Annotated in this window: 12 protein-coding genes and 6 tRNA genes; all 18 read right to left on the reverse strand. The window is 31.5% G+C overall.

Annotated elements, in window-relative coordinates:
* Positions 1-181: 181 nt before the first annotated feature.
* The gene (gene lysS, locus CLOPA_RS21520) at positions 182-1720 is read right to left on the reverse strand and encodes a lysine--tRNA ligase (RefSeq protein WP_015617528.1); all 1539 of its coding nucleotides are present in this window, start codon (positions 1718-1720) and stop codon (positions 182-184) included.
* A 14-nt stretch (positions 1721-1734) separates the two neighbouring features.
* Positions 1735-2217, reverse strand: a complete 483-nt coding sequence (gene greA / locus CLOPA_RS21525) for a transcription elongation factor GreA (protein WP_015617529.1) — start codon at positions 2215-2217, stop codon at positions 1735-1737.
* A 298-nt stretch (positions 2218-2515) separates the two neighbouring features.
* Positions 2516-3487 (reverse strand): tRNA dihydrouridine synthase DusB, encoded by a 972-nt coding sequence (gene dusB, locus CLOPA_RS21530; RefSeq protein ID WP_015617530.1) that lies wholly within the window; start codon positions 3485-3487, stop codon positions 2516-2518.
* Positions 3468-4274: a type III pantothenate kinase gene (locus CLOPA_RS21535; protein WP_015617531.1), complete on the reverse strand. Its 807-nt coding sequence runs from the start codon at positions 4272-4274 to the stop codon at positions 3468-3470. The genes dusB and CLOPA_RS21535 overlap by 20 nt, the downstream gene beginning before the upstream one ends.
* 172 nt (positions 4275-4446) lie before the next feature.
* On the reverse strand, positions 4447-6117 hold the full coding sequence (locus CLOPA_RS21540) for a formate--tetrahydrofolate ligase (protein ID WP_015617532.1): 1671 nt from the start codon (positions 6115-6117) through the stop codon (positions 4447-4449).
* Positions 6118-6325: 208 nt separating this feature from the next.
* Positions 6326-8131, reverse strand: coding sequence for an ATP-dependent zinc metalloprotease FtsH (ftsH, locus tag CLOPA_RS21545; protein WP_015617533.1), 1806 nt, complete (start codon positions 8129-8131; stop codon positions 6326-6328).
* 77 nt (positions 8132-8208) lie between these two features.
* Positions 8209-8745 (reverse strand): hypoxanthine phosphoribosyltransferase, encoded by a 537-nt coding sequence (gene hpt / locus CLOPA_RS21550; protein ID WP_015617534.1) that lies wholly within the window; start codon positions 8743-8745, stop codon positions 8209-8211.
* Positions 8729-10135 carry a tRNA lysidine(34) synthetase TilS gene (gene tilS / locus CLOPA_RS21555; protein WP_015617535.1) on the reverse strand — a complete coding sequence of 469 codons (1407 nt, stop codon included), beginning with the start codon at positions 10133-10135 and terminating at the stop codon, positions 8729-8731. Before tilS ends, hpt begins: the two co-directional genes overlap by 17 nt.
* A gap of 138 nt (positions 10136-10273) precedes the next feature.
* On the reverse strand, positions 10274-12661 hold the full coding sequence (spoIIE, locus tag CLOPA_RS21560; protein ID WP_015617536.1) for a stage II sporulation protein E: 2388 nt from the start codon (positions 12659-12661) through the stop codon (positions 10274-10276).
* Between the two features lie 415 nt (positions 12662-13076).
* Positions 13077-13153, reverse strand: a tRNA-Met gene (locus CLOPA_RS21565).
* Positions 13154-13158: 5 nt separating this feature from the next.
* Positions 13159-13234: transfer RNA gene (locus tag CLOPA_RS21570), tRNA-Met, on the reverse strand.
* A gap of 6 nt (positions 13235-13240) precedes the next feature.
* Positions 13241-13330, reverse strand: a tRNA-Leu gene (locus CLOPA_RS21575).
* 97 nt (positions 13331-13427) lie between these two features.
* Entirely contained in the window at positions 13428-13718 is a 291-nt protein-coding gene (locus CLOPA_RS21580) for a hypothetical protein (RefSeq protein ID WP_015617537.1), read from the reverse strand.
* Between the two features lie 119 nt (positions 13719-13837).
* Positions 13838-13978 carry a hypothetical protein gene (locus tag CLOPA_RS25405; RefSeq protein ID WP_015617538.1) on the reverse strand — a complete coding sequence of 47 codons (141 nt, stop codon included), beginning with the start codon at positions 13976-13978 and terminating at the stop codon, positions 13838-13840.
* Between the two features lie 160 nt (positions 13979-14138).
* Positions 14139-14215, reverse strand: a tRNA-Met gene (locus tag CLOPA_RS21585).
* A gap of 5 nt (positions 14216-14220) precedes the next feature.
* Positions 14221-14296: transfer RNA gene (locus tag CLOPA_RS21590), tRNA-Met, on the reverse strand.
* Between the two features lie 6 nt (positions 14297-14302).
* Positions 14303-14392: transfer RNA gene (locus CLOPA_RS21595), tRNA-Leu, on the reverse strand.
* A gap of 532 nt (positions 14393-14924) precedes the next feature.
* Complete coding sequence (locus CLOPA_RS21600; RefSeq protein WP_015617539.1) at positions 14925-15332, reverse strand: S1 domain-containing RNA-binding protein; 408 nt, start codon at positions 15330-15332, stop codon at positions 14925-14927.
* Positions 15333-15390 lie beyond the last annotated feature (58 nt).

The following is a 15390-nucleotide window of genomic DNA, read 5'->3' on the forward strand; positions in this document are numbered from 1 at the left end:
TTTCTGTGAATCGCTTTCACAGAGTGCGGTGAGAGTATTAGAGTGGGTAGTCATCGGATAAAAATAACACTATCAAAACTATAGTGATAAACTAGTTTTGATAGTGTTCTCATTAGATTCGGAATACTTCACAATGCTTAAAATTTTTATCTATTCCATAACCTATAATTAACATTTATTATTATGCTAATGGTTTCATTGTAGGAAATAATATAACATCCCTTATGGAATAAGCATCTGTTAAAAACATAATAAGTCTATCAATACCTATTCCAAGTCCACCAGTTGGAGGCATTCCAATTTCCAAAGCGTTAATAAAATCATCATCCATCATATATGCTTCATCATCTCCAAGTTCTCTTTCCCTAAGTTGTTGTACAAATCTATCCTTTTGAACTATTGGATCATTAAGTTCTGAGTAGGCATTACATAATTCTCTTCCATATATAAAACCTTCAAATCTTTCTGTGAAATCCTCATTACCTCTCTTCTTCTTGGTAAGAGGTGATATTTCTACTGGATAATCATATACAAAGGTAGGCTGTATCATCTTTTCCTCACCAAAAGCTTCGAAAAGCTCATTTAATATATCGCCTTTTGTACAATCCTCTAGGTTTTTCTTGAGCTCAAGTCCCTTTTCTTTAGCTATAGATCTTGCTTCTTCATCTGATTTTATTTCACTAAAATCAACTCCGGCATATTCCTTAACAGCATCCACCATAGTTATTCTCTTCCATGGCGGCTTAAAATCTATTTCAGTACCTTGATATGTTACTTTAGTTGTTCCAAGTACCTTTTCACAAACATAGGCAACCATATTTTCTGTTATTTCCATCATATCGTTATAATCAGCATAGGCTTCATATAATTCTATCATGGTAAATTCCGGGTTATGTCTTACATCTATACCTTCATTTCTAAAGTTCTTACCTATTTCATATACCTTTTCAAATCCACCTACAATAAGCCTCTTTAGATATAGTTCTGTTGCTATTCTAAGATACATATCTATATCCAGTGCATTGTGATGGGTATCAAAAGGTCTAGCAGCCGCTCCACCAGCTATAGGTGACAATATAGGTGTTTCAACCTCAAGATATTCTCTATTGTCCAAAAACTCTCTTATAGCCTTTATAATAGCAGTTCTCTTAAAGAAAGTATCTCTAACCTCCTGATTGATTATAAGATCAACATATCTCTGTCTATATCTTAAATCTGGATCCTTTAAACCATGGAATTTTTCTGGTAGTGGCTTTAAAGATTTAGATAAAAGTTCAAAGTCTGTAATATGTATACTAACTTCACCTGTTTTTGTCTTAAATACTCTACCAGTTATTGATACAAAGTCTCCTATATCAAAAGTTTTGTAAGCCTTAAGCTTTTCTTCACCTACATCGTCTATTTTTATATAAAGTTGTATTTTACCGTATCTGTCAAAAATATCAGAAAATCCAGCCTTTCCATGTACTCTTTTAGACATGAGCCTTCCTGCAACAGTAACTGTTTTATCTTCAAGTTCATCATAATTTTCTTTTATCTGCTGAGATGTATGAGTTCTCTCCACAGAATAAACATCAAAAGGATCTTTTCCTGCTGCCTGAAGATCTGAAAGCTTCTGTCTTCTCTCTTTTAATAAATCGTTCATTTCAGCTTCAGCTTTTGCTTGAAGTCTTTGTAATTTTATTTCCTCTTTTGTCAATGACTCTTTTTCATTTGACATTACTATACCTCCAATTATGGTCTATTTATTTCTAGTATTTCAAATTTATTTGTACCATCAGGAACCTGTACCTCTATTATTTCTCCCACTTTTTTACCAATCAAAGCACTTCCTATTGGCGATTCATTAGAAATTTTATTTTTAAGAGGATCCGCCTCTGCAGAACCTACAATTAAAAAATTCACTTCTTCATCAAATTCATAATCTTTAACTTTAACTAAACTTCCTACATTAACCTTGTCTTTTGGAATGTCTGATTCATCTACTATAGTAGCATTTTTAAGCATATTTTCAAGTTGTATAATTCTTCCTTCAAGAAAAGCCTGATCATTTTTAGCTTCATCATATTCTGAATTCTCACTTAAATCTCCAAAAGAAAGAGCAACTTTTATCTTTTCAGTAACTTCTTTTCTTTTTGTAGTCTTAAGATATTCTAATTCCTCTTCTAATTTTTTTAAGCCCTCATAAGTCATAACATATTTTTTTGTTTCACTCATTTTATTTCTCCCCTTCTAATTTCATGAAATGCCCTATTCTATATTTATAGGTAATTTATTTATCAATAATAATAAAACAAAAGACTACCAATATCTAGATGTAGCCATTTAAGTAATTATAAAACAGCCCATTTCCATTGTCAATATTATCGATACAGACCATTCTAAATATTAATTTTACTTTCTAAATTGTATTCACATTATTAATATTTTATAACAAAATGTATTTATTTAATATATGAATTATAATCAACATCATTTATTTAATCAGTACAATAGTTAATTTGAAAGACTATAGCTATTTCTGAGCCAATAAAGATTTATAATTTTTTAGTATTTCTATAACTTTATCACTATGTCCTTCATAATTCACTTTATTTTTTATATCTGTAGAATTTTTTAATCCCTTCAAGTACCAAGCTATATTTTTTCTCATTTCTCTAATTGCTTTAGCTTCTCCATAATGGTCTACTGCAAGTTTTAAATGGGCAATACATAAATCAATTTTTTCTTCTACAGAAGGTTTTACAATTATTTCTCCCCTAATAGCCTGATTAATTTCTCTAAAAATCCACGGATTACCCATAGCCCCTCTAGCTATCATTATGCCATCACACTGTGTCTGCTCTCTAATTTTCAAGGCATCTTCCGCTAAAAAAATATCTCCATTTCCTATAACAGGTATAGAAAGCTGTTTTTTTACTTCAGCTATTATATTCCAATCTGCCTTGCCTTCGTACATTTGCTCTCTAGTTCTTCCATGAACTGTTACTGCATCCGCTCCAGCATCCTCCATTTTCTTGGCAAATTCTACAGCATTTATATTGCTACTATCAAAGCCCTTTCTGAATTTTACTGTTACAGGTTTAGTAGAAGCTCTTTTCACTTCCCTTACTATATCAGCAGCTAACTGGGGATCTTTCATAAGAGCAGATCCTTCACCATTTTTCACTATTTTGTGAGCAGGGCAACCCATATTGATATCAACTAGGCATATATTTTTATCATTATTAAAAAAATCACAGGCCTTAGCCATAACTAAAGGCTCACTTCCAAAGATTTGCACAGCTGCAGGACTTTCCTTATTAGATACCTTAAGTAGTTCTTTAGTATTTTCACTTCCGTAGTACAAAGCCTTTGCACTTATCATTTCAGTATAAACAAGCCCACATCCCATATCTTTGCATATTCCTCTAAATATAATATCCGTTACCCCAGCCATGGGTGCAAGAAAAACATCATTGGAAAATTCAAGCCCTGATATTTTCATAATTCACCTGCTTTTTATTCTTTTCATATATGATTCTTAAGCCTTCCAAGGTCAAAAATGGATTCACAATATCCACATTTTTAGATTCCTCACTTATAAGCTTAGCAAGACCTCCAGTAGCCACTACTAAAATATCCTGCTCACCTAATTCTAACATTTCTATCTTCATTTTATGCACAATATAATCAACTTGACCTATGTATCCATATACTATTCCCGCCTGCATACTTGTTACTGTGTTTCTACAAATAACTTCTGAAGGCCTAAGTAATTCAACTCTTGGAAGCTTTGCTGCCTTCTGGAAGAGAGCATCTGATGATATTTTTATTCCTGGGCAAATTGCCCCACCTAGATAGTCACCATTTTCTCTTACAGCGCAAAAGGTAGTAGCAGTTCCAAAATCAATAATAATTAAAGGTTTATTGTATATCTCATGGGCAGCTACTGCATTTACAATTCTATCGGCTCCAACTTCTCTTGGGTTATCATATTTAATATTAATGCCAGTTTTAACTCCTGGCCCTACAACTATTGGTCCTATTTTAAAATATTTTCTAATCATATGTTCAAGAGAATACATAATATTTGGCACTACAGAAGATATTATTACTCCCTCAACCATGTTAATTTCAAGCTTGCTTAAAGAAAATAGATTTAAAAACTGAATTCCATACTCATCTGCAGTTCTAAACATATCTGTTGAAAGTCTCCATTCAGTTATAAGATCTTTTTTATCGTAAATACCAATAACTATATTAGTATTCCCAACATCCAGAACTAAAATCAAATTAATACACCCCTTATAAGGCATCTGAAAAATGACGAGACAAAGATGCCTAAAATTATAAGAGCGGCTCTTTAAAGCCACCCTTTGTATTCTGTATATGGAAGTATAGTAGATAAAAATACAATAAATTCATTTTAACAACTTAATTTTATTTGGTCAAGTATTTTAGCCATCAAAATAAACCTATTATAGATCCATCTTGGTTAATATCCATTTTTTCTGCTGCTGGCACCTTTGGAAGTCCTGGCATTGTCATAATATTTCCGGTTAAAGCTACAATGAATCCAGCTCCATTGGAAACTCTTACCTCTCCTACAGTTATGTAAAAACCTTTTGGTCTTGCAAGTAATGAAGGATTATCTGAAAGTGAATATTGAGTTTTAGCAACACAAATAGGCAATCTATCTAAGTTGAATTTTTCAAGTTCTGCAATTTGCTTCTCTGCTGCAGTAGTATATGTAACACCTTCAGCTCCATATATTTCTCTTGCTATAGTTTCCAATTTTTCCTTAATAGTTTTCTTCTCATCATAGATATATTTAAAATCGCTGTTTTCATTTTCAATTATATCTAAAACATTATCTGCAAGATCAAGTCCACCTTCTCCACCTTTTTCCCAAACTTCAGTAAGTGAAACTCTCACTCCTAAGTCCCGACAATATTTTTCAATAAAATCCAATTCATCGTTACTGTCAGTTATAAATTTATTTATTGCCACAACTACAGGTACGCCATATTTTTTTACATTTTCAATTTGTTTACCTAAATTTTCTATTCCGTTTTTTAAGGCATCTACATTTGCAGTATTTAAGTCAGCCTTTTTTACTCCTCCATGATGTTTAAGAGCTCTAACCGTAGCAACTATTACGGTACAAGCTGGTTTTAAATTTCCATATCTGCATTTTATGTCAAAAAACTTTTCAGCTCCAAGATCTGCACCGAAACCTGCTTCTGTAACGGTATAATCAGAAAGTTTCAATGCCGTTTTAGTGGCTAAAACACTATTACACCCATGAGCTATATTAGCAAAAGGTCCTCCATGAATTATTGCTGGAGTATTTTCTAAGGTTTGAACTAAATTAGGTCGTATGGCATCCTTCATAAGAAGCGCCATAGCTCCTTCAACTTTTAGATCTTTGCAATATACAGGCTCACCATCTAAATTATAAGCCACTAATATTTTACCCATCCTCTCTTTTAGATCCATGAGATCATTAGCTAAACATAATATTGCCATTATTTCAGATGCAACTGTAATCATAAAGCCATCTTCTCTAGGAAATCCATTTGGCTTTCCACCCAGTCCAACAACTATCCTTCTCAATACTCTATCATTCATGTCCATTACTCTTTTAAAAACTATTCTTCTTACATCTATCTTCAGTGGATTTCCCTGCTGCACATGATTATCTACAGCTGCACAAAGCAAATTATTTGCAGAGGTTATTGCATGCATATCACCAGTAAAATGTAAATTTATATCCTCCATAGGTACAACCTGCGCATATCCACCGCCAGCAGCTCCACCCTTTATGCCAAAAACAGGACCTAAAGAAGGTTCTCTTAATGCAATAACAACATTTTTATTTTTTCTCTTTAATGCATCCCCAAGTCCTACTGTTACTGTAGATTTTCCTTCACCCGCTGGTGTAGGATTTATAGCAGTAACCAAAATAAGCTTTCCATTATCTTTTTCGCTATTCTTTTTAAGAATATCTAATGAAATTTTGCATTTATATCTTCCATATAAATCTATATCGTCTTCCTTTAGTCCTAATTTTTCAGCCACTTTATAAATAGGTTCCATTTTGCAGCTCTGTGCAATTTCAATATCGGATTTCATTTTAAAATACGCCCCTTTTCATCTATAATTTTCAATATTTTAGGCATCTGAAAATAAATAGACCAGTATACTGACTATTTATTTTTGAATCTGCCTTTATACTAATTACATATTATATCATAACACTATAAATATTTTCTATGTATATACAGCTTTAAAATAAAATAATGCAGTAGAAAACATTTTGTTTCCTACTGCAAATGCATTTCTAGCTATTAGCAAATATCTCTTCAAATTCATTAGCTTCTAACTTTTCTTTTTCAAGTAATCCCTCAGCTACAGCCTTTAACTTGCTCATATTTTCTGTGAGCAATTTTTCTGCTTGGTTGTAGGCATCTTGTATGAGTTCTTTAACTTCTTTATCTATCTTTGCACCAATTTCTTCACTGAAATTTCTATTTCTCCCCAGATCTCTTCCAAGGAACACTTCGTCTTGATCTGTTCCAAAAGATATTGGCCCTAGATTTTCACTCATACCATATTCCATAACCATTTTCCTGGCGATACTAGAAGCTCTATCTATATCATTTTTAGCTCCTGTACTTATATCCCCAATCACCAATTTTTCTGCAACTCTTCCACCAAGAAGTCCTACCATCTCATCTTCAAGTCTGTTCTTAGACATATATGCCCTATCTTCTACTGGTAAATGCATAGTATATCCACCAGCCATACCTCTTGGAACAATACTTATTTGATGAACAGGATCACTATTAGGAAGTAACTTCATTACCACCGCATGACCAGCCTCGTGAAAAGCAGTAAGTTTTCTGTCTGCCTCATTGATAACTCTACTTCTCTTTTCTGGACCAGCAATAACTCTTGTTATAGCTTCTTCAAGTTCATCCATTCCAATTAAAGTCTTTTTATTTCTAAAAGCTAATAAAGCTGATTCGTTCATTAGATTTTCAAGATCAGCTCCTGTAAAACCGGCTGTTCTTTTAGCTAGTACATCAAGTTTTACGCCCTGCTCTAAAGGTTTATTTTTAGAATGAACTTTAAGTATCTCTTCTCTTCCCCTTACATCTGGAGCTCCAACTAGAATTTGTCTATCAAAACGGCCCGGTCTTAATAAAGCCCTGTCTAGTATGTCTGGTCTATTAGTAGCTGCTAACATTATTATTCCTTCATTAACTCCAAATCCATCCATCTCAACAAGCAATTGATTAAGTGTCTGTTCTCTTTCATCATGTCCCCCACCTAATCCTGCTCCTCTTTGTCTTCCCACAGCATCAATTTCATCAATAAACACTATACAAGGTGCATTTTTCTTAGCCTGTTCAAACAAATCTCTTACTCTTGAAGCACCTACACCTACAAACATTTCAACAAAGTCTGAACCAGATATGCTGAAGAAAGGCACCCCTGCTTCTCCTGCCACAGCCTTAGCCAAAAGTGTTTTACCTGTTCCTGGAGGTCCTACTAATAATACACCCTTAGGAATTCTTGCTCCAAGTTCCAGATACCTTTTAGGCGTTTTTAAAAAATCTACTATTTCAGCAAGCTCTTCTTTTTCTTCATCAGCACCAGCTACATCACCAAATGTAACTTTCTTTTTATTATCTGGAGAGGACAATCTTGCTCTGCTCTTTCCAAAGCTCATAACGCCCTTTCCTCCACCGCCTTGAGCCTGCTGCATGAACATAATCCAAAATACTACTAATACCAGTATAGAAAGTATACTAGGTAGCCAATTTACCCATATAGGTATATTAGCTGGTGGTGTATAAGTTTCAGATATATTACCATTATTAGGATGTTCTCCTAAAAACTGTACCAACCTTTCCATTGGGACTACTGTTTCAAAACTTTGACCATTTGTATATGTTCCATCAATGGTCATTCTGTCCTCTTTTACCTGAAAACTCTTTATGTCATTTGATATATATTTTTGTTGAAAAGTGTTAAAATTAACTTGATTACTTGGTTTTCCACTTTCTAGCAATGTTAATGCTGTAAAAATTACTACTATAGATACTATAATCCAGACCGTAGCGCTCGATATCTTTTTCACTATAGGCCCCCCTCTCTTTGTAAATACGATAAAATTGTACCATAACGAAAATTTGTTTACAATAATGCAAAATTTAATTATTTATAAACTTCTTCTTTTAAAATCCCTATGTAGGGAAGATTTCTATATTTTTCTGCAAAATCCAACCCATAGCCTACTAAAAAGGCATCTGGTACATTAAAACCAGTATATTTAGGTTCTATATTTATCTTCCTTCTTTCTGGTTTATTTAAAAGTGTAGAAATTTCTAAGCTATTTGGTTTTCTTGAATATAAGTATTCCTTAATGTATGCTAAGGTTATACCAGAATCTATAATATCCTCTACTATAAGTATATCCTTTCCTTCCACAGAAAAATCAAGATCTTTTAATATTTTAACTCTACCCGTTGATTCAGTGGAATTTCCATAGCTTGATACTGCCATAAAATCCATACTGCACGGTATTGTTATTTCTTTCATAAGACCAGCCATGAACATAACTGATCCTTTTAAAATTCCTATTAAGATAAGATCCTTTTCTCTATAATCATTACTTATTTTTTTACCTATTTCCTTAATTTTATCTCTTATTTGTTCTTCAGTAAATAATACCTCTTTAATATCCTCTCTCATTGTTTTCCTCACCTTCAAATCTAATTTCAAGTATTTTTTTAGTATTTTCACCTATTTTAAACTTATTGCTTACTCTATATCCTACTATCCATGAAATTTCATCGCCAAAACATATAAGAGGTATTCTATCACGTAAACTTTTTTCAATTTTCATATTTATGAATATATCCTTTAGTTTTTTGCTGCCATTCATTCCAATAGGAGTAAACTTATCACCTTTTTTTCTATACCTTAATATTATTTTATCTTTTATCTTATCATAATCAAAGTATTTTATAAAATTATTTTCTCTAAACTTTATTTTTTCATTCCCATCTATAGCTCTCAATGTAATTTTAATTGTTTTTTCAGGTATTATATTCCTCTTACCAATGAAAAGTTCATATTCATTAATATCTTCATTAATATTTTGTTCATTTTTAAAATATATGCTGATATCTCCATAATTATTGTACACTTTTATATTATTAGGTAAATCCAAAGTAGTCCCAGTAGCATGGATCTGTATATTAATTATATCTAAAACATGCTTCTTTTCAAAATTATATGTACTACCAGTAATATAGGAAATTGATTTCCTGATTATTCTGGTAACAATAGCTCTATGTTCTAAAAATGCTTTTTTATGTATTATAATTTTATCTTCTTTTTCTTCACATAACAATTTATATTTTTCTAAGGAAACATATTCCAGGTAATCGCTATCTATTTCTACTGTTTCACTTAATCTATTTAGTGTCATTACTATATCTTTATTAAAATTTTTCTTTATATATGGAATAAGTTCAAGTCTAACTTTGTTTCTTCCGTATATATTTTCAAGATTTGTCTTATCTATTCTTGGATTAATATGATTTTTTTCACAATAATATTCTATTTCTTCTCTATTTACTTTTATGAGTGGTCTTACAAACACACCATCTCTCATAGGTTTTATACCTATAATTCCAGAGATGCCTGTTCCTCTCATTATTCTCATGAGTATTGTTTCAGCTTGATCATTTGCATTATGAGCTATAGCTATTTTTTGTGCACCTATTTTATCTTTTATTTTTTCGAAGAACTCGTATCTAGCAGCTCTACCAGCCATTTCAGATGATATACCCTTATCCTTAGCAAGCTTATTTATATCTATTCTTACACTATAAAAATCAATATTTAATTTATCACAAAATTCTTTTACATAAAATTCGTCGTAATCAGCTTCCTCTCCTCTCAAACAATGATTTACATGAGCAGCTATAAGTTTTATCTTTAATTTAGACTTAATACTATTTAATATATGAAGAAGGCACATTGAATCCGGGCCACCAGAAACTGCAATTATAACCTTATCATTTATGGAAAACATTGAATTTTCCTGTATAGTTTTTAATACTTTATCTAACAATGGCACCACTTCCTAAAAACATTTAATGACCAACCCGTTTTAGAATAATGCTTTAAACATTATTCTAAAACAAATCCTTATTTTTCTAATTCATTATATCACAATTATAAATTCTCATTCAATTATCAACTAAATACTTTAATATAAACTATATATTTTTGATACAATAACAGTCATATCATCTTTTGCTTTACCTCCACCCATCTTAACCGATCTTTTAACAATTTCTTCTGCTATATCTTTAGGGTTATTTGAACCACAATTCTCCAGATATTCTACAATCCAATTTATTTTTCCTGCATTTTCATTATCATAATCTGTTATGCCATCACTTATCATTACAATAATATCTCCATTTTGAACCTTCTTGTCTTTTGTATCAATATCAACTTTATCTAATACACCAATAGGCAAGGTTTTAGAATTTATTATTTCAACCCTATCTTTTCTTTTAATAAAACTGGTGACTGCGCCAACTTTCATAAATTCTACATTGCCAGAATATAAATCTATACTACATAAATCTATTGTAGAGAATTTCTCATCCTCACTAAATTTTAAAGTCATTATAGAATTTACACTGTTAATGGCAGTAATTTTACTAAGCCCAGACATGGTGAATTTTTCAATAAGATCAATAGCAGCTTTACTTTCATGACCAGCTTTTGCCCCTGACCCCATACCATCGCTTATTATAATCATATAACTTCCATCACTTAATTTTCCAAAACTATAACTGTCTCCATTTTCTGTTTCCCCATGCTTACTCCTGCGACTTACATGAGAAGCAACATGATATTTAGGAGTTTCCTGAAATTCTACCATACATAAATTAGTATCGGGATTTATTTTGCACCCATCATCACAAACACACATACACCTCTCTGAAACTTCATTAACAAGAGGTAATATCTCTTTAACGCAGATCTGTCTTCCTCCACAAGCCTCCATGGAAAGTTTTATTAAAAGTCTATCATTATCATCATTTATACACATTATATCCTTAAATTTAATATCATTTCTATTTAAAACTTCTATAACCTTTTTTTCAATTATTCCATTAAAATTGAGGCTATCGTTAAATTCCTTTTGTATTTCTTTAATAGTTCCTGCCATATTATTAATCTGATTAGCTAAAATTTCTCTTCCTTGACTTAATCGTATTCTCCACATTTCATTTATAATATAGTTGTTAACTATTTCTTCAGTATTCTTTATTAATGCATTACGATGTATACATTTTCTATCTATTTCATTAGGAACAATTACCCTATTATCCTGAAAATTAGATATAAGTTCTTCAAAAGCTGCATAAGTATAATATAGTTCTCTTTTCCAGCATATATTTTTCATGTTGCAAGTATTACATACTCTATCTGCTAAATTTTCTACTAGTGCACTACTTTTTGTCTTTAAGGCCAATTTGTCATTGTCTACTAGATTATTCAATATATTAGACATAGTAAAAAGCACATCTGAAAAACTGTCTAGCCTTTTAATAAATATATTTTTAATTTTATCAATATATCCCTGTGATATACTTTCTTGCTTCTTCTCAAAATTTATTTCAGTCTCTATTCTCTGTAAAATTTTATTGGGAATTGCAAAAAATATACCACACGAAATCATGCCATCAATAATATTAAAGCTTGGTATAACCTTTTCATATAATATTATTATTAAAAAGGTTATAGTATACGAAATACCCATTATCCATTTATTAGTATTTTTAAATATACCTGATATAAGTCCGCAAATAGCAAAAACACTAATATAAATTGGCATCATATTTGAAGACATCCCAATCACTGCACCAATTGCTATTCCACTGGCTGCCCCCACAGTCATCCCATTTACATATGTAATTATAAGAATACTTATTAGTGCAACAACATTTCTTAAATTTATATTATAGAAGCTTACTCCCCAAGTACCCGCTATAGCTAATGATACTATCAAAGCCATGCTGACAACTTCTTCTCCACTAAATAAATGTTTTGTCTTTATATTTTTAAAGCATATCATGGAATAATTAATAATATAATATATTGGAATAATATAAAGTAATTCTAATATAGAAGTAAAAAAAGTAATAGTTCCATTCATTTTATTCAATATAAAATTAAAAAACATAAATTCACATAATATAATCATGCTATATATTAATATTTTTTTATTGCAAGAAAGCTTGTCTATAATAAAACTAAAAAAAGTTATTGTCATTATGGCAATCACATAAATATAAAAACTCTGTAAGTTATTATACAAAGTTATATACCCTAGTACAGCACCAGCTGATCCAATGATCTTTTCTTTTACATTACTATGCATTAAAATAGAAATTGCAAAAGCAATGCCAAAGGGTGCAGCTGAATTAATCATTAATACTCTACTTATTAGAAAGGCACAGATAAAATACAATATGAACTTCATATCAAATATATCTAATATGAATTTGTTCCTTTCATAACCATTATTTTCTTTATTAACTCTCTGATAACTGTAAACTTGTGAATTATATTGCATACAAACATCTCCCAACTAATAAACTATTTTTATTATAGCAGTATCGTCTGGAATTATTTGTCACAAAAGTGAATTGAAGTCAATTTTTTTTAGGACATTTATCCCTAGATTTTTTTATACATTTTAAAAATACAAGTTTATAATACAAATACTCTCTAATATTAAAATTATAAATAAAAAGAATTAAAATTCATCTATCCTTTGAAGTAATTCAGTTTCTTTTATTTAAAACCCATTTATAAAAATTGTCGTTATAAAAAATATTATAAATTTTATGTCATTAATGATTTTATATGACAATTATTTTTTAAACTCAAAGAGGTAAATCCAACATAAAAATAATATCTTTCAATATATGAACCAATGAATTCAGTATCCATAAAACGCAAAAGAGTTCATACATATGTATGAACTCTGGTAGCGGAAATAGGACTTGAACCTACGACACTTCGGGTATGAACCGAATGCTCTAGCCAGCTGAGCTATTCCGCCAAATCTGGTTGCGGGGGTAGGACTTGAACCTACGACCTTCGGGTTATGAGCCCGACGAGCTGCCAGCTGCTCCACCCCGCGATATTATGGTGCCGAAGACCGGAATCGAACCGGTACGGTGGTTTAAGCACCGCAGGATTTTAAGTCCTGTGCGTCTGCCAGTTCCGCCACTTCGGCCTGTCACTCATGGCGACAAAAACTATTATATCTCATATTCTACTACCTGTCAACGATTATTTTAATATTTTAATTAACAATATAAGAATGTTGTAAACTAAATATTTTTTATATAATCTTTTTTTAATAAAGACAGCATAATTAAATCTCTAAATTCTCCTTTGAAAAATGCATACTCTCTTAATAAACTATACTTATCAATAAATCTACCAATTAATCTTCTGGCATCATCAATAGTTTCTAATGGTTTTATATCATAATATTCCATTACTTTTCTATCCGAAAAAAATCCAAATAAATCTTTATCATAATCCTCTTTTAATTCCTTTAGACTTATTCTATGAGTTTCCATGCTTGGAAACTCTTTAAATACATTTTCTATATCCACCTTGAATCTCCCCTTACCCTTTTCTAATAATAGTATGATAAAGCTTTATTAAGCAATATACAATACATGCTTCGTAATATATAACCCTTGAAAATATGATAAGAATATTATGATTTTATCTACTCACTCTGATTTTTTATTTTCTCATATTTCATTAATGCTTCCAGTGTTCCATCTTCAACTGCATTTTTCACTATATAGTAAGGTATAGGAAAGAAGAACATTGCTCCTATTACAATTATACCCAGTATTTCACGCATTTTATCCCTTCCTTTTAATTCGTCTTATCTCACAATTACGAATTGAAGTTAATAATTATATAAATAAATTATCTAAAAAAGTACCTATGATTATAGGATAAATAAATTCTCATAGTTTGATTAAAATAACAAAAGAGTCCATACATATATGTATGGACTCTGGTAGCGGAAATAGGACTTGAACCTACGACACTTCGGGTATGAACCGAATGCTCTAGCCAGCTGAGCTATTCCGCCAAATCTGGTTGCGGGGGTAGGACTTGAACCTACGACCTTCGGGTTATGAGCCCGACGAGCTGCCAGCTGCTCCACCCCGCGATATTATGGTGCCGAAGACCGGAATCGAACCGGTACGGTGGTTTAAGCACCGCAGGATTTTAAGTCCTGTGCGTCTGCCAGTTCCGCCACTTCGGCCTGTCACTCATGGCGACAAAGATTATTATATATCATATTCTACTATATGTCAACAACTATTAATAATGTTTTTTCAACTATTATTCATCCCATGACTACCCACACTAATACTCCCATCGCACTCTGTGAAAGCGATTCACAGAAAATCAAAGATTTTTGTTCTCTGCTTGCACTCTGTGAAAGCGATTCACAGAAAATCAAAGATTTTTGTTCTCTGCTTGCACTCTGTGAAAGCGATTCACAGAAAATCGAAGATTTTTGTTCTCTGCTTTTCTTCAACGTGGGAGTAAAGAGTGGCTACGTCCCTGGATAACGATTTCTAAGCATCAGCTAGAATAAAAACTCAACCTGATGCCAAGAACTCTGTTTTTATGTACTTTAAAATTCACCTGATGATTAGTCACTATAGCATTTGCATAACACCGAAGGGAAAGTAAAAGAAACAAATCTCATCTCAGTAAAATTCATTGATATAAAAAAACTATAGACAAAAATAGCAGAGGCTAATAGAAGCCTCTTTATTTACTTAATATTAACTTTTTTTGTAACCACCACGGCCTTTTGCCTCTTGATGCCTCTTTAAATCTTGAAATCTCTCTTCACTATCCTTTAAAAACTTTGATAGTCTATCTTCAAAATCGGCCCCTCCCTGTTTAGGTTTAGAATTATTGCTCCAATCAATATCAGCAGGTTTACATGTTTTTTTAGGAACAGATGCTTGCTTTATAGACAGACTTATTTTTCCATTATCATCTACCGCTAAAACTTTTACTTTTACTTTATCCTGTTCCTTTAAGTAGTCTCTTATGTCTTTAACAAAAGTGTCAGCAACTTCTGAAATATGCACAAGACCAGTTTTACCCTCCACCTCTACAAATGCACCAAAATTTGTAATATTTATTATTGTACCCTCTAGAATTACTCCTACCTTTAAGGTCATATTAAAAAGATTCCTCCTTGATATAATGTTTATATTTTATTTTAATTATAGATATTAT

It is taken from the genome of Clostridium pasteurianum BC1 (genome assembly GCF_000389635.1).
In the GTDB taxonomy this organism is placed as follows: Bacteria; Bacillota; Clostridia; order Clostridiales; family Clostridiaceae; genus Clostridium_I; species Clostridium_I pasteurianum_A.

What these genes read in the sequence shown, in the direction of transcription:
- CLOPA_RS21540 (WP_015617532.1), bottom strand. Translation starts at nt 6,117, where the DNA reads ATGAAATCCGATATTGAAATTGCACAGAGCTGCAAAATGGAACCTATT.
- CLOPA_RS25405 (WP_015617538.1), bottom strand. Translation starts at nt 13,978, where the DNA reads ATGCGTGAAATACTGGGTATAATTGTAATAGGAGCAATGTTCTTCTTT.
- spoIIE (WP_015617536.1), bottom strand. Translation starts at nt 12,661, where the DNA reads ATGCAATATAATTCACAAGTTTACAGTTATCAGAGAGTTAATAAAGAA.
- hpt (WP_015617534.1), bottom strand. Translation starts at nt 8,745, where the DNA reads ATGAGAGAGGATATTAAAGAGGTATTATTTACTGAAGAACAAATAAGA.
- greA (WP_015617529.1), bottom strand. Translation starts at nt 2,217, where the DNA reads ATGAGTGAAACAAAAAAATATGTTATGACTTATGAGGGCTTAAAAAAA.
- CLOPA_RS21600 (WP_015617539.1), bottom strand. Translation starts at nt 15,332, where the DNA reads ATGACCTTAAAGGTAGGAGTAATTCTAGAGGGTACAATAATAAATATT.
- lysS (WP_015617528.1), bottom strand. Translation starts at nt 1,720, where the DNA reads ATGTCAAATGAAAAAGAGTCATTGACAAAAGAGGAAATAAAATTACAA.
- dusB (WP_015617530.1), bottom strand. Translation starts at nt 3,487, where the DNA reads ATGAAAATATCAGGGCTTGAATTTTCCAATGATGTTTTTCTTGCACCC.